Source organism: Paenibacillus sp. FSL H8-0104, assembly GCF_038050215.1.
Taxonomy (GTDB): domain Bacteria; phylum Bacillota; class Bacilli; order Paenibacillales; family Paenibacillaceae; genus Paenibacillus; species Paenibacillus amylolyticus.
In genome coordinates, this window is sequence record NZ_JBBOTC010000001.1 from 6029604 (window position 1) to 6054211 (window position 24608).

Below are 24608 nucleotides of genomic sequence, written 5' to 3' on the forward strand. Positions count from 1 at the left end.
TTGTAGATAGGCTTTATACCTGAATATCAGCAGGAAGCCGCCCGCCGAAAAGCGGGTCTAGCCGTACAGCCGCGCGTAGTAACCTCCGAGCGCCAGCAGTTCCTGATGGCGGCCCCGTTCCACGACCGTTCCTTGATTCATGACCGTAATCAAATCCGCATGTTCCACAGTGCTGAGACGGTGGGCAATCAGAATGGTGGTGCGCCCCTTCATCAATACGTTCAGAGCTTGCTGTACCCAATGCTGGGATTCGTTATCCAATGCAGAAGTCGCTTCGTCCAGCAGTAGAATCGGGGCGTTTTTGAGAATCGCCCGGGCGATCGCAATTCGCTGCCTTTGTCCACCTGACAACGACGCTCCTCTCTCTCCCACCGGCGTTTTATACTGTTCAGGAAGTTCCTGAATAAAATGGTGAGCGTACGCCGCTTTGGCCGCTTCAACCACTTCTTCATCCGTTGCATCCGGGTTGCCATAGCGGATATTTTCCTCAATCGTGCCGGTAAACAAAAACGGTTCCTGCGGAACGTATGCAATCTGCCTGCGGATTTCTTCCAGCGTGTAATGGCCGAAAGGTTTACCCTGAAGCAGGATATCTCCGCTGTCCACAGGATAAAAACCGAGCAGCAGCTTGATCAGCGTACTTTTACCGCTGCCGCTGGCTCCTACAATCGCAGCGACCTGACCAGGAAACACTTGCATGGACATGTCGACAAGTACCTTTTTATCCGACTGATAGGAAAATTCCACATCGCGAAACTCCACCGCAGCCTCCGATACAAGCTCGCTATGAGAAGATCCCAAACGCTCCGGTTCCTCTTCCTCGCTTAGTACCTCTTGAATCCGGTGAGCACCCGCGAGCGAATTTTGGGTCATCGACAGAACCATCCCCAAGTTCAACAAGGCGTGCGTCAGATTCACTTGCAAAACTGCCAGAGCGGCGACGCTTCCCATTCCCATCAATCCGTAGGCATATAGAAGACTGCCGATGACGATGATGCCGCAAAACGTGACGTAGCTGATAAAATGGTTCACCGCAGCCTGCATACCATTCTTTTTCGCCGTTTGCCGAAGCGTTTGCGTCATTTGTTCGTTCAACGCCTCGTACTGGCCGTAAATCGTGCGGATGCGGAACAACTTCACAATTTGAATGCCGCCCATAAAATCTTTGAATTTTTCGGTCATTTTACCGAGCGTACGCAAGCCTTGTTCGGACAAAGCGCGGATATCCCGTGCAAATTTCAGGCTGACCAGAGAGGACAGCAGCAGAATGACGAAGGATACGCCAGCAAACCGCCAATCGATCACCGCCATAGAGACAATGGAGCCGATGCAGAAGACAACTTGAAGCAGCAAAACGAAGTAAACCTGCGAGAATGTAAACTCAACGGTCGTTACGTCGTTGTTCACTCGCGACAGCAAGTCCCCATGGTGGTTCTGCTCCAGGAATCTCGGCCGCACCCGGCACAGCTTGTCATAAAGACGTTTGCGGATATTCAGCACAGTCAGCTCGACACTGCGCTGGTATAAGTAAATGAACCAGGGAGAAATTATATTTTCGAGAAACAGGGCCACGCCCAAAATAACAAAAGCTTCCACCATCAGGGACGTATCTCGGGACACGGCGAAATCAACCAAGTTATGTACGACCAAGCTGAAGGCAATCAGAAACAATGTCTGGGTGAGCGCCGTTACAGCAAGGCCAATCGCGTACTGGGTTTTGCGCTTGCGGTTCATAAACGTGAGCAAGTAGCCGAGTTCTTTCACTTGTGATAGCCTTCCGCCCTTTTTCATGTGTACGACACCTCCCTGCGTTCGGCAGACTCGGTAAACTCCTGGTAATACGACTGGGCGTACAGTCCCTTCCTCTCGAGCAATTGTTCATGAGTGCCCTTTTCGACGATACTTCCTTGTTCCATAACCCAAATTTCATCGGCGTTTTGTACCGTAGAAAGCCGGTGGGCAATCACCATGGTCGTTCTCTGCTTCATCAATACGCCCAACGCTTCCTGAACCGCGCTTTCCGACTCCGGATCAAGTGCCGATGTGGGCTCGTCCAACAGCAGAACGGGAGCATCCTTCAGAAACGCCCGAGCCATTGCAATGCGCTGCCGTTGCCCACCGGACAAAAAACCGCCGCGCTCTCCGACATACGTCTGGTAACCGTCCTCAAGCTGCATAATGAAAGAATGAGCCTGAGCGGCTTTGGTGGCTTCGATAATCTCGTCCATCGACGCTTCTTGCCGCCCATAGCCGATATTTTCGGCGATCGTACCGCTAAACAAATATGAATCTTGGGTTACCACGGAAAAATGCGACCGAAGCTGCTCCGGATCTGCACCGTGGATCAGGCTTCCGAACACGCGAATCTCGCCCTGATCCTCCCGAAGTGGATAAAAGCCGCATACCAGCTTAAACACCGTACTCTTCCCTCCGCCGCTCGCTCCGACAAGCGCAATCGTCTTGCCTTCCGGCACCGAGAAGCTAACATTCCGCAGAATCGGGGAGCTCTCTTCATACCCGAAGGTTACGTTCTGAAACTGGATGGGGGCGGCGCTCGCTTTTGGAAGCAAACGGCCATTTTCCGTTTCGGTCGGCTGCTCGACGATTTCGGAGACCCTTCTCAGGGCACCGGTCATTTCGAACGTGCGCGTGATGAGCTCGGGAATATGCTCCAGCGGCTCCAGACACAGATTAAGCAAGTACAGGAAGGCGATCAGTTCTCCCGCGCCTAGCTGCCCGTTGTAGATCAAATAGCTTCCGTAACTGACGGCGAAAATGATCGGGCTAATCATCAGCGTAGAAAGCAGCGGGTTGACCCAGGCTTCCCGCTTTTTCACGGCCAGCTTTTTTTGAGCCGTCAATTGTAGCAGCACTTGGTAGGAGCGAGATAACATACCGGATAGCAGGTAGCTTTTTACAATAGGCATCCCCCCAAGCGTATCCTGGAGGTTGACGTTCATTCGGCCCATGTTCGCCTGGGCTTCCTCCGTCAACTGTTCCAACTGCTTGCCGATCCATTGGGAAACCAGCAGTGCTACGGGAAATAACAGCAGGCTGTACAGCATCAGCTCCCATTGGAGATACATCAAATAAGCGAAACAGCCGATAAATAATAGCGGATGATAAAACCACTGGGCGAGGTCCCGAATCATAAATTGCTGGATGAGCTGCAGATCGTTGTTGATCCGCGACAACACGTCGCCGGAGTGCTGCTTTTCCAAATAGGGGACCGGGAGTTTGCCGATATGACGCATGACATGGTTGCGGATATCCTGCACCGCAGAGGCACTGCTTCGCTCCACACCAAAGCTCATGAAAAACTTCGCCGGCACACCGATCAAGATGACCACAAAGACCGTGTACACGATCTGCAGAACGATAGGCCCCGCCCCATTCTCGGCCTGTGTGGTCAGCTGCTCGACCAAACGTCCCGTCCATATCTCAATAACCGCGGCGGCAATTGCGGACAGGATACCAACGATCATCCAGCCTTTGTGACGGCTTACATAGGACATCAGCCAGCGGAACGCTTTCCAGGTGGCATAAGCGGTTCGGCGCTTGGAAGGCGCCGCTGTGCCTTGTTCTTGAACAGAAGTCTGCCGGTCATCTCCCATGCAGGACCCCGGCCTCCGCTTCCATCTGCTGCTTGATTTGCACTAAGATGTCACGGATGACAACGGCCGTTTCGTCCACGCGCGCGAGTTCCAGTAACTCCTCGTGTGCGCCCTCCAGCCGGTAATCGGCGTAAGCTTGCGTCGTTGCCCTCTGCCAAGACGGCAACTGGTGCTCCAGGCGGAACGCTTCACTGTCCTTCGCAATCAGTTCGTAAATCCGGGCAGTTATCGTTCCTGAATTAATAAGCTGCGCTTCGTACGTTAAGGTGGCTTTGATCTTCCGATGAACACGCTCCCGCACGAGCGGATTGCTCATTAATTCCTTCTCTTCTTCGTCGAAATCTGCAAGCATCTCTTCAAGCTCTTTCTCAGACGTTTCATAAGGCGTGAGTGTGTCCTTAATCCATGAGTCCACCATGACCACGTCCGTTACGGAGTACCCTCTTCTTTCCATCGATTTGGCTACCTCGAACGTCAGGTTGCCTCCGAAGCAGTAACCGAGCAACACGTAAGGTCCTTCAGGCTGGATACGAACAATCTCATCCACATAACGGTTCAGCATGGCCTCGTAATCGATGGCATCGTCGATAAAATCAATGCCGTAAAGCACGAATCGGCCGTCTAGTCTGCTTGCAAGCTCTCGGTAACCGATGCCGAATCCGCTGCCTGGAGGGAAGCAGAACACGTTCAGATCCCCTGTTTTATTTAGCTTAATGAAGGAGTCTCCCCCTTTATCCAGACCCAGATCCTCCTCTCCAAAAGCCATGGCTTCAACGGTTACATGATGGAATTGGCGATTCAGCGGTATCTCGATGCCCGTTTCATCGTAAACGGCTTGAACGAGCCTAATCAGACTTAAGGAATTGCCTCCCAGCTCAAAAAAGTTATCCTTTACGCCAACCTGTGAAATGCCAAGTGTATCCTGCCAGACACGGGCGATCTTCATCTCGAGCAGTGTTCTCGGCGCAACATATTCCGTTCCTACAGTGGCGGCTTCCTCTGGTGCGGGTAGCGCTTTGCGGTCGATTTTCCCGTTCGGGGTCAGCGGCATCCGCGAAAGCTGCACGAGGTACGAAGGAATCATATATCCCGGAAGCTGCTTGGCGAGCTGCTCCTTGAGTTCATGCGCCGCCAGCCTCGTTTCCGCAACGTAATAAGCGACAAGCTGCTTATGGCCGTTCGCGTCGTCGCGGGCGAGCACCACCGTTTCTTGCATGGCGGCGATCTTCAGCAGCTGCTCTTCAATCTCGCCGATTTCGATCCGGTAGCCGCGGATTTTCACCTGATGATCGATCCGCCCCCGGTATTCGATGTTGCCGTCCGGCAGCCAGCGGGCGAGATCTCCCGTCCGGTAAAGGCGTTCTCCCGGCACAAACGGATGTTCCACAAACTTCTCTGCCGTTAGCTCCAGATGGTTCAGGTAACCTCTCGCAAGCCCTACGCCTGCCACGCATAACTCGCCGTCCACTCCCGGAGGCACAAGCTGCAGGTGGGCATCCAAAATAAAAATCCGGTGATTGGACAGCGGGCGCCCGATCGGAATAACTCTGCGCTCCGGCTGCTGCTCATCCGCATCCCAAAGCGTTGTAACAATCGAAGCTTCAGTAGGCCCGTAAGCATTGAAATAGTGGACCTTCTCCTTCCACTGCTGCACAAATTCGGCCGATACCGCCGAACCTCCCGTTACAAGCTTCGTTAAGCTGGGAAGGCGGTCCGGGTTCAAATATGCGCTGTACGTCGGAGGCAAAATCGCCGCCGTAATCGCATGCTCGTTCATATAACTCTCGAACAGGCGGTTGTCGAGAATCGTCTCGGCTGTCGGGATGTACAAAGTCGCGCCAAAATAGAGCGCTTTGAACACTTCCCAGCAGGACGCGTCGAATGACAGGCTGGCGAATTGAACGATCCGGTCATGCTCCGTGATGCCCAGCCTGTCCGCGAACATCAGCTTTAAACTGACCAAACCACGATGCTCCAGCATGACCCCTTTGGGTTTGCCCGTCGTACCTGATGTATAGATGACATAAGCCAGATCATTCGGACCGCTGGCCGGCTCCAGATTCGAAGCATCCAGCACACCAGTGGATTCCGCCCCGCTATCGCCCCAAACAAAATCGTCTAATTCAAGGCGTGTTCCTTCAAAGTCGGTCTTCTCGTGCAGATGTTTTTGAATCAGCAATAACGGTGCGCCTGAATCCTCGATCATGAAGCGGATGCGCTCCTCCGGGTAGTCGGGATCGACAGGTACGAAGGCTCCGCCCGCTTTAAGAATTGCCAGAATGCCGACGACCATATCAAGTGAGCGTTCGACCAGAATCGCTACCAGCTGGTCTGCTTCTACTCCTTTTTCCCGCAGCTTCCGCGCAAGGCGGTTGGATCGCTCGTTCAGCTCGCGGTAGGTCAATTGCCGCTCGTTCATGACGACGGCCACGTTATCCGGGCGATGCTCCGCCTGTTCTTCGAACAAGCCATGAATCGTTTTCCCCCGCTCGAACTCGGTTTCGGTGTCATTAAATCCCTTGAGCAGCATCTCCCTCTCGACTGGGAACAGCATATCGACTTGTCCAAGCTCCAGATCTGGCTGAAATAAAAGCATGGACAGCAACCGAACAAGATGGTCGGCCGCCTGCTCCATAAATGCCCGCTCGTACCGCTGTCCGTCAAAGCTTATTTCCAGCTTGATGGAGTCGTTTTGGCGGTCGAAGCGAAAAACGGTATCAGCCGCCACACGGTTACCCAGCGGTCCCGGATGAATCGGGGCGAAGGATGCGATGGTGTTGACGACCGGGAGGCCATGCCCCGTATAGTCCAAATGGAGCGGCTCCACCATTTTTCGAAAAGGCAGGTGCTGATGCTCCAGCGCCTCGCCGATGGAGCCTTTGATGCCCCCAAGCAGCGTTTTCAGCGTAGTCTGGCTGCTTACCGATGTCTTGATCACCAAGATGTCTTGCGGCGGCGTCTCGCCCTGGTCTGCGCTATACGAAGGCATGCCGACAAGCACTTGGTCCCGCCCGGTATATTTGAACAGCAGGCTTTTGACTCCTGCCAAAACAATCATGTACAGAGCCAAATCCGAACCGCTGGCGAGGCCAATGATTCTCTCCGAGAGTTCGCTCGGCAGAGTACGGTGAAGCAAGTCCGGCTCAGCCGCAGATTCCCCGCCCTCGAATAATTTGGAGGATTGACTGTATGGAAGGAAGCTCAGGCTATCATCTGCGTCAAACTTGCCGCTCCAGTACCGTTCTTCCTTTTCAAATAAAGATTTCATTCGTACCTCCCCTAAAAATGAAGTGACCGCATACCCCGACGCAGGTCTGGAAAGGCTTGCTTTCGACCTGCGCGTTTACGGGCTTGATTTACGGACTAGCAAGTTGTTCGCCGTCTTTCTTGGGATGCGCACCACTTTCGGTTACGGCGGAGCGCGCTTGTCTTATTAGAACGCGAATTCGATCGTATCGACGGCACTCTTTGCGCCTGCCGCCGGTTTATGACATTCAATTCGGCTTAGCTCGAGTTGTGGATTTTCCGCAATTTGAGACAGTACCCGCAGGTAATCCTCAGTCAAGGTGCGGATCATCGTTTCTTTGAACAGCTTGGTGGCGTAGAAGAAGCCCCCGCTCAACGCCCCTTCGTTTTCATACATAAACAGCGTCAGATCAAACTTCGCTTCTTCCAATGGGTCAAGCTCGTAATTCTTCAGGCTGACCCCTTCCAGTTCGGCGTCTCGTTCTTCGATATTTTGCAAGTCGAAAACGGCATCGAACAACGGGAAGCGGCCCGGCTCCCGCTTCACATTCAAACGCTCCACGAGATCCTCGAATGGATAATCCTGGTTCTCAAAAGCACCCAAAGCCGTTTCCTTCACTTCTTCCAGGTAGGACAAGAACGTTTTGTCGCCAGACGGACGATTGCGGAGCGCCAGCGTATTAACAAACATGCCGATGACCCGCTCCAAATCGGCGTTAGTTCTTCCAGCCACCGGGGTGCCCACGATCAAGTCCTCCTGACCGCTGTACTTGGACAGCAACACAGTATAGGCCGCAAGCAGCACCATGAACAGTGTGCTTTCACACTCGGCAGCCAATTCGCGCAACCGCGCCGAGAGAGAAGCTTCGACGTCGAACTCCACATGCGCGCCTTCGTAGCTACGAACGGCAGACCGTTCGTAGTCCATCGGCAGGTCCGCCGTCGGCAGTTCGCCTTCGAAGGTTTGCAGCCAGTACGCTTCCTGCCGCCCGATTCGCTCTCGGTGGGCCTTCGACTGCTGCCAAACGGCATAATCCTTGTAATGAATGCGCAGGGGTGGCAGCTGTTCTCCGGCGTAGAAACTCGAGAACTCCTCCATCACAATCGCCATCGATACACCGTCAGACACGATATGGTGCATATCGAAAAGGAGAATACGCAGGTGCGGCTCCAGCTCGATGACCCCGGCGCGCAGCAGCGGCGGTTGGCCGAGATCAAACGGACGAACGAAGTTCCGGACGATCTGCTCGATTTGATCTGAATCCTCTGTATCCGCTTGATGATGCTCGATAGCAAAATCGACCTGTGGGTATATCCGCTGAACCACTTCGCCCTTCATCATTTCAAAACCGGTGCGCAGCGATTCATGCCGTGTTATCAATTTCCGCAAGGCGGCTTCCAACCGGTCTAAATCAAACTCACCTTCCACCTGTACCAGTTCCGGCATGTTGTAAAGCTGATCTGCTCCATCCAGCGTGTGCTGAATGAACAGCCGTTTCTGCGCGGAGGACAGAGGGTAGTACTCTCTCTCTTCCGCTTGAGGAATGGCCTCATGCTCCCGCCGTTCCATCCGGGTGATCGCCTCGGCCATCGCCGCAATCGTTGAGTGACGGAATACGTCGCGCAGCGGCAGGTTGACGTTTAATTCCTTAAATACCTTACCTGCCAGTGACGTCGCTCGCAGGGAGTGGCCGCCGATGTCGAAGAAGTTGTCGTAAACGCCAATCTCCTTCGTAAGCCCCAGCACCTCCTGCCAAATTACCGCCAGCTTCATTTCCAGCTCATTGCGCGGTGCGACATACTCCGTTCCGCTTCCCGCTTCCCCTTCCGGCGCTGGCAGCGCCCTCCGGTCTATTTTCCCGTTCGGTGTCAGAGGCAGACGCTCCAGCTCCACAAAGTACGACGGGATCATGTAACCCGGCAACTCCTGTGCCAGCGCACTGCGCAGATCGTTCACCAACAGCTTCGCACCGGTATCCGGCGTGTAATACGCACACAGCGCCTTCTGACCGTTCGCATCACTTCGAACCAGCACCACCGCTTCGCGCACACCTTCCACCCGCAGCAACTGCGACTCGATCTCACCCGCCTCGATCCGGTAGCCCCGGATTTTCGCCTGGTTGTCGATTCGGCCGATGAAGTCCACGTTGCCGTCCTCCATCCACCGCGCCAAGTCTCCTGTGCGGTACAGCCGCTCACCAGCGGTGAAGGGACTGTCTACAAACTTCTCTTCTGTCAGATCTGGACGGTTCAAGTACCCACGTGCTACCCCAACTCCACCGATAACCAATTCGCCCAGCACGCCGACTGGTACGGGATTCAGATGTGCGTCCACGATGTGAAATTTCGCATTCAGCCACGCTTTGCCGATCGGCACATGGCCTGTCTGCGGCAGCTTCGTCAGCGGTTCGTCATAGAAACTGGAGTCGATCGCCGCTTCCGTCACACCGTAAGCGTTAATGATGCGGAACGACGAGCCGAAGCGTTCCTGCAAGGTTCGGTAATCCGCCACACTGCAGCTGTCCGAGCTTGTAATCAACAGCTCCATCCCGCTGAACTCCAACCCCTGTTCATGTACGTATTCCATAAACGGCACGATCAACGCCGGTGTTGATTCGAAGATCGTCACTCGCTCTCGCTCTATCCAGTAGTGCAGACGAGAAGGATCGATCCGGTCGTCCTTCGGCACAATCACCATCGTGCCTCCGTTGTACAGTGTCCGGGCAATGTCGCCCACGAACACGTCAAACGAGAAGCTGGCGAGCTGCAGCAACCGCACCGGGAACTGATCTAATCGGTATTCCCGCCGGTAACCCGCTGCCGTATTCACCAGGCTGCGGTGCTCAATCATCACGCCTTTCGGCTTGCCCGTCGTTCCGGACGTGTAGATGACGTATGCTAGGTCCTCAGGGCGGGCTTCATGGAAGCTGCCCATGCCAACATCATTGAAAACATCCAGATGGTTCCGATCCGCACCGTTCACAGCCCCCGTTAGTTTGCCAGAGTCCCGGCTGGAAGCCATGCTGGAGCCTTGATCAAAGCACATCGGGGCATTTGCCCGATCTTCGCTGTACGACGCTTCGTCGTCGAGGTACAGCACCGACATCAGCGCCAGCTCCTCTTCGCGGAGCCAGGCCTCGGCACGTTCTCGCAGCGGCGTTTGTGTCAGCAGTACCTTCGCTCCGCTGTCTTCGAGCATAAACCGCACGCGGTCCGCAGGATAATCCGGGTCGAGGGGTACATACGCCCCGCCGGCTTTCCAGACGGCCATCACGGCCACCAGCAAGTCCACCGAACGCTCGGCGAGAATGCCAACGATTGACTCCCGGCCGATGCCATTTGCACGCAGCGTGACCGCTAAGCGGTTCGCTCGCTCGTTCAGCTCCACATACGTTAGGCGGTTATTTTCATACACAACGGCCTCCGCTTCCGGCGTACACTCTGCCTGTTTCTCAAACAGACGGTGGAACGTAGCCGCAGGAGCCGCTTCTAGCTGCGCTGGATTAAACGCATTGAGAACTTGTTCTTTTTCCTCTGCTGTCAGCAAGTTCAGCTCGGCAATCTTTGCATCTGGACGGTTTACAATTGTCAGGAGCAACTGCTCGTAATGTTTTGCCAGCCGTTCAATCGTCTCCCTTTTGTAAAGAGCTGTCGCATATTCAAAGCTGTAATCCAAGCCGCCGTTCTCCTCGCCCACATCCAAGCTGATATCAAACTTCGCAGTATCAAGTACGCTCGGATAAGGAATCAGGCGAAGCCCTTCAAGCTCAAATTGCTCGTTCTCCGTATTCTGCATCGTAAACATCGTGTCGAAGAGCGGATTGCGGCTTAAATCACGGGTGATTTGCACCTTGTCCACCAATTGTTCAAACGGATAGTTCTGATGCTCAAAGGCACGCAGAGTTGTTTCTTTGACTTCGTTCAGATATGAAAGGAATGTTTTCTCCGAAGACGGATAACTGCGAATCGCCAGCGTGTTTAGGAAAATCCCGATCAACGGCTGCACATCTCCATGATTCCTTCCGGCAATCGGCGTACCAACGATTACGTCTTCCTGACCTGAATATTTATGCAAAAGCACGTTATACGCCGCAAGCAACACCATAAACAGCGTCGTGCCCGTTTCCGAAGCCAGCTGTTTCAGGCCGTCGGTTTTTGAAGCGTCGAAGGAAAACTCCAGCGTTTGACCTTCGTAGCTCTGTACAGCCGGACGTGGATAGTCGGTCGGCATTTCCAGCACCGGAAGCTCGCCCTGGAACATGTCCAGCCAATACGCCCCCTGATGCTGAAGCCGTTCCTGCTGCTCCTGCGAATGCTGCCAAACGGTGTAGTCTTTGTACTGAATGCGCAGCGGCTCCAATTGCTCTCCACCATACAAACGTACGAATTCTTCAACAAAGATTTCCATTGAAACGCCGTCAGAAATAATATGATGCATGTCGTACATCAGAATATGGCGTTCCGGAGCCAGCTCAACAAGGCCTACCCTCAACAGCGGTGGCTTAGCCAAGTCAAACGGACGGACGAAACCGTGAACCACCGCTTCGACCTCTTGCTCATCCGCTTGATAGAACTCCACCGCAAAATTCACGTCCTGGTAAACCCGCTGTGATGCTTCTCCATCCACCATTTCAAACCCGGTGCGCAACATTTCATGCCGCGCCACGAGCTTACGGAACGTTTCTTCGAACCTTGCCCGGTCCAAAGCACCCTCCAGCAGCATCGCTTCCGGCATGTTGTAGCTAAGCTCCGCAACTTCCAGCTGATTCAGAATAAAGAGACGTTTTTGAGCAAAAGATTGCGGGTACACCTCTCGGACATCCGTCACCGGAATGGAAACAAATATCTGCTGATCCAGCCGAGAAATGGCGGTAGCCATGCTCTCGATCGTGGAATGGCGGAACACTTCGCGCAGTGGCAGATCCACGTTCAACTCTTTATGAATCTTGCTGACCAACGTTGTCGCTCGCAGGGAGTGGCCGCCGATGTCGAAGAAGTTGTCGTAAACGCCAATCTCCTTCGTAAGCCCCAGCACCTCCTGCCAAATCACCGCCAGCTTCATTTCCAGCTCATTGCGCGGTGCGACATACTCCGTTCCACTTCCCGCTTCCCCTTCCGGCGAGGGCAGCGCCTTCCGGTCTATTTTCCCGTTTGGTGTCAGAGGCAAGCGCTCCAGCTCCACGAAGTACGACGGGATCATGTAACCCGGCAACTCCTGTGCCAGCGCACTGCGCAGATCGTTCACCAACAGCTTCGCACCGGTATCCGGCGTGTAATACGCACACAGCGCCTTCTGACCGTTCGCATCACTTCGAACCAGCACCACCGCTTCGCGCACACCTTCCACCCGCAGCAACTGCGACTCGATCTCACCCGCCTCGATCCGGTAGCCCCGGATTTTCGCCTGGTTGTCGATTCGGCCGATGAAGTCCACGTTGCCGTCCTCCATCCACCGCGCCAAGTCTCCTGTGCGGTACAGCCGCTCACCAGCGGTGAAGGGACTGTCTACAAACTTCTCTTCTGTCAGATCTGGACGGTTCAAGTAGCCTCGTGCCACGCCGACTCCGCCGATAACCAGCTCGCCCAACACCCCGACCGGTACTGGGTTCAGTTGTGCATCCACGATGTAGAAATTCGCATTCAGCCACGCTTTGCCAATCGGCACATGGCCTGTCTGCGGCAGCTCCTTCAATTCTTCGTCATAGAAACTGGAGTCAATTGCCGCTTCCGTCACGCCGTAGGCGTTAATAATGCGGAACGATGAGCCAAAACGCTCCTGCAAGGTCCGGTAATCCGCCACACTGCAGCTGTCCGAGCTTGTGATGAGCAGCTCCATCCCGCTCAACTCCACCCCTTGCTCGTGCACGTATTCCATAAACGGTACGATCAGTGCTGGTGTTGATTCAAAGATCGTCACTTGCTCCCGCTCTATCCAGTGGTGCAGGCGAGACGGATCAATCCGATCATCCTTCGGTACAATGACCATGGTGCCTCCGTTATACAACGTGCGTGCGATATCACCCACGAACACGTCAAACGAGAAGCTAGCGAGTTGCAGTAGCCGGACTGGGAACTGATCCAACCGGTATTCCCGCCGGTAGCCCGCTGCCGTGTTCACCAAGCTGCGGTGCTCAATCATTACACCCTTCGGCTTGCCTGTTGTCCCCGACGTGTAGATCACGTACGCTAGGTCCTCAGGACGAGCTTCATGAAAGCTGTCCAAGCCAGTAACCTTCAGATGACTCGGATCATCGCTGTTCACAGCACCCGTCAGCTCGCCGGAGACTTTACCGGAAACCATGCTGGAACCAAGCGGTGCATTCTCCCGGTTTTCGCTGTATGACATTTCGTCGTCGAGGTACAACACCTTTGCAAGTGCCAGCTCCTCTTGGCTGAGCCAGGCTTCAGCACGCTCTCTCAGCAGCGTTTGTGTCAGCAGCACCTTCGCTCCGCTGTCTTCAAGCATAAACCGCACGCGGTCCGCCGGATAATCCGGGTCAAGCGGTACATATGCCCCGCCTGCTTTCCAGACGGCCAGCACGGCCACCAGCAGGTCCACCGAGCGCTCGGCGAGAATGCCAACAATCTCCTCCCGGCCGATTCCACTTGCGCGCAGCGTGGCCGCTAAGCCGTTCGCCCGTACGTTCAGCTCCGCATACGTCAGCCGATCGTTCTCGTATACAACGGCTTCCGCTTCCGGAGTGCTCTCCGCCTGTTCCTCGAACAGTCGGTGGAACGCGGCCACAGGAGCCACTTCCGATTGCATCGGGTGAAACGCGCCGAGAATCTTCTCTTTTTCATCTGCCGTCAACAAGTTCAGATCAGCGATCTTTGCATTCGGATGGCTTACAATCGCCGCAAGCAAATGTCCAAAATGAATCGACAGCCGCCGGATCGTGCTTTCTTTATAAAGAGCCGTTGCGAATTCAAAGTTGCACTCCAGTCCGCCATTTTCTTCCGTAACATCCACACTCAGGTCGAACTTGGCCATACCATATTCGCTAGGGTACGGGGACAATTTCAGCCCTTCCAGCTCAAACTCTGACTCCTCCAGGTTTTGCAGGGAGAACATCGTGTCAAACAGCGGGTTGCGGCTCAAATCCCGGCTAACCTGCACTTTATCGACGAGTTCTTCGAACGGATAATTCTGATGCTCGTAAGCGCCTAAAGTCGTTTCTTTCACTTCTTCCAAATACGACAGGAAGGTCTTCTCCGAAGCCGGATAATTGCGGATCGCCAGCGTGTTGACGAACATTCCGATCAAAGGCTGCGTGTCGCCGTGCGTTCTGCCCGCAATCGACGTTCCGACGATCAAATCGTCCTGACCTGTGTATTTATGCAAAAGCACGGTATATGCGGCAAGCAACACCATATATAGCGTCGTTCCTCTTTGAGCGGCCAGCTGTTTCAAGCCTTCGTTCGTTGCCTCGTCCACGAAGGACGTCAGCGTATGTCCCTCATAGCTCTGTACAGCAGGACGCGGATAGTCCGTTGGCATTTCCAGAACCGGCAGCTCGCCCCGGTAACGGTCCAGCCAGTAAGCTTCCTCGCGGTTCAATTGCACTTTTTGCTCGTCCGATTGCTGCCATACCGCATAGTCCTTGTACTGAATGTGCAAAGGCTCTAATGACTCACCGCCATACAGACGAACGAGTTCCTCAACGAACACGTCCATCGAAACCCCGTCGGAGATGATATGGTGCATGTCAAACATCAGTAAATAACGATCGGCTGCCAGCTCTACGAGCTCGGCACGCAGCAACGGTGGCTTCGCCAAGTCGAAAGGTCTGATAAAAGCCTGCACGACTGCAGACGCTTCTTCCTCGTTCGCATGTCGACACACGACGGAAAAATCAACGCTCTCGTAAATACGCTGTACCGCTTCGCCTTGTACGACCTCAAATCCGGTTCGCAACGTTTCATGACGTTGGATCAGTCCGCGGAAAGCTTTCTCCAGCAGGCTATGGTCAATTGATCCTTCGAGCAGCAGCACACCCGGCATGTTATAGCTCTGCTCGGCTCCTTCCAGCTGATTCAGGATAAACAGCCGCTTCTGAGCTGAGGAAAGTGGATAATACGCTCTTGCGCCTACCAGCGGAATCGACGAGAACGAATGTTCTTCGATCCGGGAGAGGGCGAGAGCCATCTGTTCGATCGTTGAGTAGCGGAATACGTCGCGCAGAGGCAACTCGACGTTCAACTCCTGATGCACCTTGCTCACCAGTGTCGTTGCCCGCAGGGAATGGCCGCCCAAGTCAAAGAAGTTGTCATGAACCCCGATGCGCTCCAATCCAAGCACGCTTTTCCATATTTCAGCCAAGCTGGCTTCGAGCGGAGTCCGAGGCGGAGTATGTCCTTCGCCCGGTTGCAAGCTCTCCTCAGGTGCCGGGAGGGAGCGGCGGTCAACCTTGCCATTCGTCGTCAGCGGGAGACGCTCCAACTGGATCAGGTACGTCGGGATCATATAGGCCGGCAGTTCCTGAGACAGCACGCTCTTCAGCTCGGCCGCCGGAAGCTCACAGTCCGCTTCATAATAGGCGCAAAGCTGCTTTTCGCCGGACACGTTTTCCCGCGCAAATACTGTCGTTTTCCGAATTCCCTCCACTTTCTGAAGCTGAGTTTCGATCTCGCCCAGCTCTATGCGGAAGCCACGGATTTTCACTTGGTCGTCCGTTCGTCCCACATATTCAATCGTGCCGTCCGGTAGCCATTTCGCCAAATCCCCCGTCCGGTACATGCGCTCTCCTGACGTAAAAGGATTGTGCACAAATTTCTCCGCCGTCAGTTCCGGCCGGTTATTGTAGCCCCGTACCAAACCTTCTCCGCCGACACATAGCTCCCCGACCACGCCGATCGGCAGCAGCTTATTCCGGCTGTCGACGATATACACCGTCGTATTGCTGATTGGTCGTCCGATAGGAACGGTAAGCGCCGACTCATCAACGAAGTCGACCGGAAGGTACGTGGTAAATATCGTGCTTTCCGTCGGTCCGTATACATGGTTGAGCCTACCCGCTCCAAGATGGGCGAGTGCTTTACGTACATGACCAACCGAGACACGCTCTCCTCCAAACAAAATCGCCCGGACATCCCGAAAACAATTGACATTCACATCTACAAGCACGTTGAAGAAAGCCGTCGTAATAAACATGACCGATATGCGCTGGCGCTGGATGAGATCCGCCAGTAGACCAATTTCCAGCAACGTCTCGCGGGGAACCAGCACCAGCCGCGCCCCGTTGGTCAAAGCACCAAAAATATCGAAAATCGCTCCGTCGAACGAATAGCTCGAAAGCTGGAGGACATGATCGCGATTGGTGATGTCGATATAATTTGTATTTTGCACAACGCGCACGATGTTGCGGTGTGAAACAAGGTTTCCTTTTGGCTTGCCCGTCGTGCCTGACGTATAGATCACGCAGGCCAGATCTGTCGCTTCAATCCCTTGATTTAGGTTTGTTCCGTCCTCGTGATAGAAAGACTCGTCATCCAGTAAAATCACCGAGTCCAAACCCGCCAGTCGCTCGCGCAAGCGGCTTTGTGTCAGCATGACCTGCGCTCCTGAATCCTCTATCAAGAAACGGATACGCTCCTCTGGATATTCCGGGTCAATCGGTACGTAAGCGGCTCCGGCTTTGTGTGCTGCCAGTATACCTATAACCATTTCGATGGAACGCTCAGCCATAATGGCGACCAGACGTCCTTGGGATATCCCGTGGCTGCGCAAGGTACGGGCAAGGCGGTTGACACGTTCGTTCAGCTCGCGGTAAGTCATCTCTTGCTCATTAAAGGAAATGGCGGCTGCATCCGGGATGTACTCCGCCTGCTCTTCGAACAATTGAATGAGTGTCTTCCCGCGCGGAAATTCCGTCGTGGTGTCGTTAAAACGTCCGAGAAGTTCGGCCTTTTCTGCCTCGGTCACAAGTTCCAGCTCGCCCACGGTAATTTCCGGGTTATCCGTTACCTGCTCCAGCAGATGCACGAGATGCCCCTTGAGCCGCTCGATGCTGTCTTTATCAAACACTTCGGCGTTAAAGTCGAATCGAATTTCGATCTCGGCTCCCGGCATCACAGTCACGTTGAAGTTATAGTTCGTCTGCTCCTCCATCTGAACGTCAGCAATTGTCAGGCCGCCGTGCTGCTGGTCCCCCGCCTGCTCCATCTGTTCGTCCACCGGATAGTTCTCGAAAGCGATGATATGGTTGATCAGATTCTGCTTTTGCACGCTACGCGCTTGAATTTCATACAGCGGATAGTAATCATAACGCCCGGAATCCAGAGCCCGCTCTTGGAGCTTCGCCATCAGGTCGGCGAACACGGTGTCCACTTCGCTATTGACGCGGACCGGCACCGTATTGATGAACAGCCCGATCATAGACTCAATGCCCGGGATTTCCGCCGGTCTTCCGGCAACGACACTGCCGAATACGGCATCGTTTGTTCCGTTATATTTTTGCAGCATCACGCCCCAAACGGCTTGCAGCAGCGTATTGACTGTAACTAGGTGCTGTTTCGCCACCCGGTCCATCCGTTTGCTCAAGTCCTTGCCTAGTTCGGCGGTGACGTGATCAGCCGTAAATCTGCCGCTCGGCGCTGGTTCCTTTTGCCCCGGAAGTACGGTTTGCCCTTCGTAGCCTGCCAGGAACGCTGTCCAATAGCCGGATGCCGCCTGATCGTCCTGTTTCTCCAACCATTCGATATAATCGCCATAATCCGATCCTTTACCTCCCGCTGGCTGCTTCCCAGAGGTCAGGGCCGAGTATATCTCAAACAACTCCTGCGTCAGCTGAGCCAGGCACCAGCCGTCCATTAAAATATGTTGGAAACTCCACAGAACGTGATAACTTTGCTCTTCGGTGCGCAGAATCGTAAACCGAACGAGCGCATCATGTTCCATGTCGAAGCCACGAAGCTTGTCCTCCTCGGCCTTTTCATCCAAGTAAGCTTGTTTCTCATGTACCTGCAAATGAAGCAGCTCTTCATATTCAAAGCCGACTGGCTTATCGCGGTATATGATTTGCAGCGGCTCGCCCGCTGGTCCATTCACAAAATTCGCCCGCAGCACCAGATGACGTTTTGCAAGCTCCATCCAGCTCCTCTCAAAAAGCTGGACGTCGAGCGCTCCCCGCATCGTAAACCGCGTCTGCTCAAAGTAAGCTGCCGTTTGCCGGTCAAGCGCGCTGTGGAACCACATACCCTTTTGCATCGGCGTCAGCGAGTAAATATTTTCGATTTCCCCGAGATGACTCGAGCGCTGGGCGATTTGCTCCAATTCTGTGATGGTCAAGCCTTTAAATTGCACGTCGCTTGGCGTCATTTCGGTGTTCTCTTTGCCTGCGCAGTGGGTAATGAGCTCTCGGAGACTTTGCTCAAGCCGCTGAGCGAAGGCTTCCATCGTTTCCTTCCGATACTGCTTCCGGCTGTAGCTGAGATCGAGTGATAAAGCACCGTCCAGCACCATACCGTTGATATCCAGCACAAAGCTGCGGGCCTGCCGGTCGCTAGCCGGGCTGCCACTGGAATAAGAAGATATGCCGATCTCGCCCTGGTTGACATCATCGTCGAACTGGCCGAGGTAGTTAAAATTAATTTCCGGCTCTGCGCCCCAAACCAAGCCTTCCTCCGATTTCGAAAGATAGCGGCATATGCCGTACCCAAGCCCCTTGTTCGGAATGCGGCGCAAGTTTTCCTTGACCTGTTTAATCTGATAGGTCAAATCCCGGTCAGTTTCCGGCTCTAGGACGACCGGAAACTTGGTCGTAAACCAGCCGACTGTACGCGTGATATCGATATCCGTTCCGATCGATTCACGTCCGTGTCCTTCGAGATTGATCCGCACCCGTTCGTGCCCCGTCCATTTGCGTAAGGCTATGCCGAGCGCCGTTACCAAAATATCATTCATTTCGGTGTTGAAGGCACGGTGAACCCGCTTCAGTAGCAGCTCCGTTTCTTCGGGAGCCAAACGGACAAACAGCGATTCGCTGTCCTGCTGTGTCGTAACGTCCGCCTCCATATCCTTCGGCACGGCAGGAACCTCCATTTGATCCACGGCCTGCCAATAGGCCTGTTCCTTCTCCATCTCCGGGCTTTGCGCGTAAGCAGCCAACTGCTCGGACCAAGTGCGGTACGCATCTGTTTTCGCCGGGAAACGAATTTCTTCGCTTTTGCCAGTCTGCTCGTAACCTAGAGCGAAATCCTCCATTAAAATGCGCCAAGACACGCCATCTACCACAGCATGATGAACCCCGAGCAGCAAATGATCACCGTCCGCGCACTGGAATAGTCCCGCCTTCATGAGGGGCCCGTTCTCCAGATCGATGCCCGCTTGAATGTCCGTTGCCTTCGCTTCCACAGTCTGCGTGGGATTCTCCGCATCTTTGAAGTCGAACACGTCCAGCGTGAACATCTCGTCTTCCTGAATCGCGCGGGTCCGTGCGCTAAACCCTTGTTCCGTTTTGCGGAACACCATCCGTAAGGCGTCATGATGCTCGGCCAGCTTTTGCAGCACCTGACGTACCATCTCTTCGTCGAAGCGTTCCTTCCGGTACAGCATCACCGACTGGTTGAAATGATGCGGGTCCTTAAAGGAGCTCTCGAAAAACCAATGCTGAATCGGCGTCAGCGCCGTTTCACCCGTAATTTCGCCTTGATCGATGGTACGTCCGATCGGTATCACATGCAGGCTAAGCTGTGAGATTGTCGGATATTTGAACAAATCCCGAATTTCCAGCTTGTACCCGGCTTGATGAAGCCGCGAAGATACTTGAATGGACTTGATCGAATCTCCGCCCAGCTCGAAGAAATGATCCGTTACCCCAACGCGATCGGCGTTCAATACCGCCTGCCACACATCGGCAAGTGTCCGCTCGGCTTCATTGCGTGGAGCTACGTACTCGCCGCCGGTCAGTGCGTTTCCTTCCGGGGCAGGCAAAGCCTTGCGGTCGATTTTGTCGTTCGGGGTGAGCGGCATCTGCGGAAGCTGAACAAAATGTGCCGGAATCATGTAATTCGGCAATTTTTGCGCCAGCGCGCTTCTCAGCTCGCCGAGCGTAAGAGGGAGACTAGCGACCAGGTAAGCGCACAGTTCTTGCCCACTTTTGCCTTCCCGCGCAATCACAATCGTCTCCTGTACCGAGTCGATCTTCAGAAGCTGCTCTTCAATCTCACCGACCTCGATTCGGAATCCACGGATTTTCACCTGATGGTCGATCCGGCCCAAGTACTCCATATTACCGTCCGGCAGCCAGCGGGCCAGATCTCCTGTCCGGTAAAGGCGTTCTCCCGGCGCAAACGGATGTTCCACAAATTTCTCTGCCGTCAGCTCCGGTTTGTTCAGGTAACCTCTCGCAAGCCCCACGCCTGCCACGCACAGCTCTCCGTCCACTCCCGGAGGCACAAGTTGCAGGTGGGCATCCAAAATGAAAATCTGATGATTAGCCAGCGGGCGCCCAATCGGAATGACTCTACGCTCCGGCTGCTGCTCATCCGCATCCCAAAGCGTCGTAACAATCGAAGCTTCGGTAGGGCCGTAAGCATTGAAATAGTGAACCTTCGCTTTCCACTGCTGCACGAATTCGGCCGATACCGCCGAACCTCCCGTTACAAGCTTTGTTAAGCTGGGAAGGCGGTCCGGGTTCAAATGAGCGCTGTACGTCGGAGGCAAAATCGCCGCCGTAATCGCATGCTCGTTCATATAACTCTCGAACAGACGAGTGTCGAGAATTGTTTCGGCCGTCGGGATGTACAAAGCCGCGCCAAAATAGAGTGCTTTGAAAATCTCCCAGCAGGATGCGTCGAAGGACAAGCTCGCAAATTGAACGATCCGGTCATGCTCTGTGATGCCCAGCCTGTCTGCGAACATCAGCTTCAAGCTGACCAAACCACGATGCTCCAGCATGACCCCTTTGGGTTTGCCCGTTGTACCTGACGTATAAATGACATAAGCAAGATCGTGTGGACCACTGGCCGCCTCCAGGTTCGAGCCATCGTCGCTATAGGCCTGCTTGTCATCTAGCGCCAATACGGTCCCTTCGAACGGGACTTGCTGTAACAGCTCTCTTTGAGTAAGCAGCAGCTGCGCGTTCGAGTTCTCCAGAATGTAGCGAATACGTTCTTCCGGGTACTCCGGGTCGATCGGCACGTAGGCACCGCCAGCTTTCAGAACCGCCAAAATGCCAATGACCGTCTCCAGCGATCTCCTGACCATCAAGCCTACCAACTGATTGGGCAGCACACCGACCGATCGTAGCGTACGCGCCAGCTGGTTCGCCCGTTCGTTCAATTCTGCGTATGAAAGCCGCTGCCCCTCAAAAACAACCGCCGTCGCCTCGGGTACACGCTTCGCTTGCTCCTCCACAAGCTGATGAATCGTCCGATCACGAGGATAGTCCTTCTCGGTATCGTTGAAGCTTTGTATTAATTGAAATTTTTCGTCCTCCGACAGCATGTCCGCTCGCACGATGTCCAGCTCCAACTCATGAAGCCCCACGGACAGTAGGCGATTCAGATGGCCGACGACCCGATTCATGAACTCGGAGTCATATAAGTGCTCGTTATATGACAGCGCTAGCTGTATCGTCCCGCCGGCTAAACTGAATTCAAAGGAACAGTCCGTGACCACGTTTTGCCCAATTTCGTCCAGATGCAACTCCTTAAGGGATACTAGCGTATGGACGAAGGGTATCCCTTCTGTATATTGCAGATCCAGCTTCTCCGTCATTTTCAAGAACGGAATATGTTGATGCTGAATGGCTTCCGGCAAGGAAGTCCTCAGTTCGCTCAGAAGCGTCTTAAAAGTTGCCCCCACCGAAAGCGAGTTTTTCAAAATGACCGTATGATTAACGGATCGACGCGTCTCCCCCTTTTTCGGCACAACCGGCATACCGACCAGAATGTCTGAAGCACCTGTATATTTATGCAAGAGTGCCTGAACACCTGCGAGCAAAATCATAAAAGCAGCCAGCGGAGCACCCTTGCTCATTTGAAGGACCCGCTGCGCCGCTTCCTCCGAAAGCGAACCGCCAACGGTTTTCACATTGGGCACCAGGGAGTTTGGAGCCTTGCTGTAAGGCAACCGCGTCAAGGTATAATCGTCACTACCGAATTTTTCGTTCCAAAACAACGTTTCTTTTTCAAAAGCCATCTGGATCGTTCCCCTCTCTTCATCGGTAAAAGCAATCCGGCGGAGCATATGCCGAAGCAACGCTCCACTCCTTTTCAAACATTTGACAACAATATCAATGGCTTACGCCATGTCACCGCTTATTGCCCGGTTGATCGCATACGGCAATCCTCTGCCTAGCAGCTGTACCGCTCGGCTCCCATGCGTAGAGGACAACAAACATCGTTCTACGCAAGAGATGCGGCTACTTCGGACTCCTCTGCTTCAATAAGATTGCTGCGGACGAGCCACCCGAAGACGGGATTTGGTTTAACTTGGGGTTCGGAATTGGATTTGGGGATAGACGACAAGGAATGTTCCTCCTGTCGATGTAAGGCTTGCCGCAGGGTTCCGGCCGTCCAGCAGGAAGTCGATCGTACCTCCTGATTTGGTACCCGAGCTACCTTTGACGAAGCCTATGTTTAAGGGGTATTGATACACTCTATGTACGATTTGATTATTCCCCCACAGCCCTGGTGTGGCTAAGTAAAGATTCGGCTGCGGGGTAGTGAGCTTTTCCTGACGATTAAATTTAACGAGGGTACTGCATGAGGCTCAAAGAATGCTCCGTATGGCACGAACGGGACTGCGCTTGGATTGCCGGAGAATTCCATGCTGATTGACGTTACCGCAGGTAGCATGAGGTGAAAGCGCTACCTTAACATCAAGTCCGCACGCCCTCCGGAAGGCACTTTCGTGCCTCTTGCCGGGGGCGACCATCGGCTTGGCCAAGCTTAGGTCGTTACTAGTAAATCCTTGGTCTCCTGAGAGATCACCTGCTGCATACTGGACTTGATAATGTCGCAGCCGGCGGCCAGATGCTCCATCGAGACGGTCAGCGGAGGCATGATCTTCAGCACACAATCTCCTCTGCCGGCTCTTTCAATGATGAGCCCGTTCTCGAAGCTGATATCCGCCACCCGCTTCGCCCCGGTTTCATCCATGAACCCCGAGACGTCAATGCCCCAGATCAGGCCGAGTCCGCGGATGGCGATGGACGGATGTAGAGGCTTAATTTCTTGATCAAGGAACGAGCGCACATATTCTTCCTTCTGCTTCACCTGAGCTTCCAGTTCGGTTCTGTCCCGGAACTCGAGAGCAGCCTTCGCGGCCACAAAAGCCAGCTGGTTGCCGCGGAAGGTGCCGTTGTGCTCGCCCGGCGTCCAGATATCCAGTTCGGGCTTCAGCAGCAGGAGGGACATTGGCAGGCCGTACCCGCTGATCGACTTCGACAGGGTAATGAGATCCGGCTCGATCCCCGCACGTTCGAAGGAGAAGAATTCGCCTGTCCGGCCGCATCCTACTTGAATCTCGTCTGTAATGAGCAGAATATCGTGCCTGCGGCAAATCTGCTGCAGCTCACGTAGCCACTGCGCGTCGACAACGTGAATTCCGCCTTCGGCTTGTACCGTTTCAAGCAGAATCGCAGCCGGCTTGTCGATTCCGGAGTGCGAATCAGTCAGGATATTCTCGATATAACCGAGCGTATCCATTTCTGCGAAAGCCCCGCTCGGGTGCGGCATGAACGTAACTCCGTCCAGAGGAAGCCCCGCCCCTTCTCTCATGGACTTGGAGCTTGTCGCCGACAGACTGCCGAGCGACATGCCGTGGAAGCCACCCATGAATGCGAATATTCCACTTCTCTTCTTCGCCTTGCGTGCGAGCTTCAGGGCCGCTTCCACCGCATTCGTCCCTGTTGGACCGCAGAATTGAAGCTTGTAATTCAGCTTCTTCGGCTCCAGGATCCGCTCGGAGAAGCTCTGGATGAATTCACGCTTGGCCATTGTATACATATCCAGACCGTGCATAATCCGGTCGGAGGTCAAGTAATCGAGAACCCGGTCTTTAATATAATCGTTGTTATGGCCGTAATTGAGTGCCCCGGCACCTGCAAAGAAATCAATATATGCTCTTCCGTCCTCAGAATATAAAAGGTCTCCCTTGGCCCGGTCGAATACCACCGGAAAGCTTCTGCAGTAAGATCTTACGTTGGATTCCAGCTTTTCAAAAATGCTCACTCGCTTCATCCTCCATCGGAATTGGGATAAGGTTGGCTCTATCTTTCCGAACCTTCCTTTCTAAACCTTCTGACGTCATGGAGCAACATATTCTAGGCTGTCATTTTCCACAATTGTTGGTCCCCACATGCCGGCTTGTTGGTAAGCCAGTATACTGGTCTCTCGCACACAGCTTGGATGGGTATAAAAAACCCTACAATTCCATTTATTAGAATAATAGGGAATAAGACCTAGGTTGAATTATATCAAAATTTACAAGAATGTATAGTGAAATTTTTGTTAAATATAGTCATTATATTGTTAAATTTGGTTCATAAAACATTATGTGTTAACATTTTTCGTTAAAAATAGTGAATGGAGAAGAAACGTTGGGCATGATTTGACATCAATCAAGGAATTCGACGAGTGTTGACATTCAGTCATTTAACAGGTAAATTTGGTATATATTCCCTTTAAATATTCTTTGCCGGTGTTCCGATTCCTTGCACTTTGTAATTTTCAACATGATTACCTGACCAATTTCTGAAAGCCTGGCTGGAAACTGGTCACAGCGTCCGCACGGATGGTAGC

Annotated in this window: 6 protein-coding genes; all 6 read right to left on the reverse strand. The window is 53.8% G+C overall.

The annotated features are described in order from the left end of the window. Positions 1-57: 57 nt before the first annotated feature. A complete protein-coding gene (locus tag NST38_RS26595; RefSeq protein ID WP_338707078.1) occupies positions 58-1791 on the reverse strand; it encodes an ABC transporter ATP-binding protein in 1734 nt (577 codons plus the stop codon). Continuing rightward, the gene (locus NST38_RS26600) at positions 1788-3614 is read right to left on the reverse strand and encodes an ABC transporter ATP-binding protein (RefSeq protein WP_341344184.1); all 1827 of its coding nucleotides are present in this window, start codon (positions 3612-3614) and stop codon (positions 1788-1790) included. Before NST38_RS26600 ends, NST38_RS26595 begins: the two co-directional genes overlap by 4 nt. Then, positions 3604-6882, reverse strand: coding sequence for a non-ribosomal peptide synthetase (locus tag NST38_RS26605; RefSeq protein ID WP_341344185.1), 3279 nt, complete (start codon positions 6880-6882; stop codon positions 3604-3606). Before NST38_RS26605 ends, NST38_RS26600 begins: the two co-directional genes overlap by 11 nt. Before the next feature lie 165 nt (positions 6883-7047). Next, positions 7048-22002, reverse strand: a complete 14955-nt coding sequence (locus tag NST38_RS26610) for an amino acid adenylation domain-containing protein (protein WP_341344186.1) — start codon at positions 22000-22002, stop codon at positions 7048-7050. A gap of 206 nt (positions 22003-22208) precedes the next feature. Beyond that, the gene (locus tag NST38_RS26615) at positions 22209-22331 is read right to left on the reverse strand and encodes a hypothetical protein (protein ID WP_256721367.1); all 123 of its coding nucleotides are present in this window, start codon (positions 22329-22331) and stop codon (positions 22209-22211) included. Between the two features lie 423 nt (positions 22332-22754). After that, positions 22755-24038: a diaminobutyrate--2-oxoglutarate transaminase gene (gene ectB, locus NST38_RS26620; protein WP_036614038.1), complete on the reverse strand. Its 1284-nt coding sequence runs from the start codon at positions 24036-24038 to the stop codon at positions 22755-22757. Between the last annotated feature and the right edge of the window lie 570 nt (positions 24039-24608).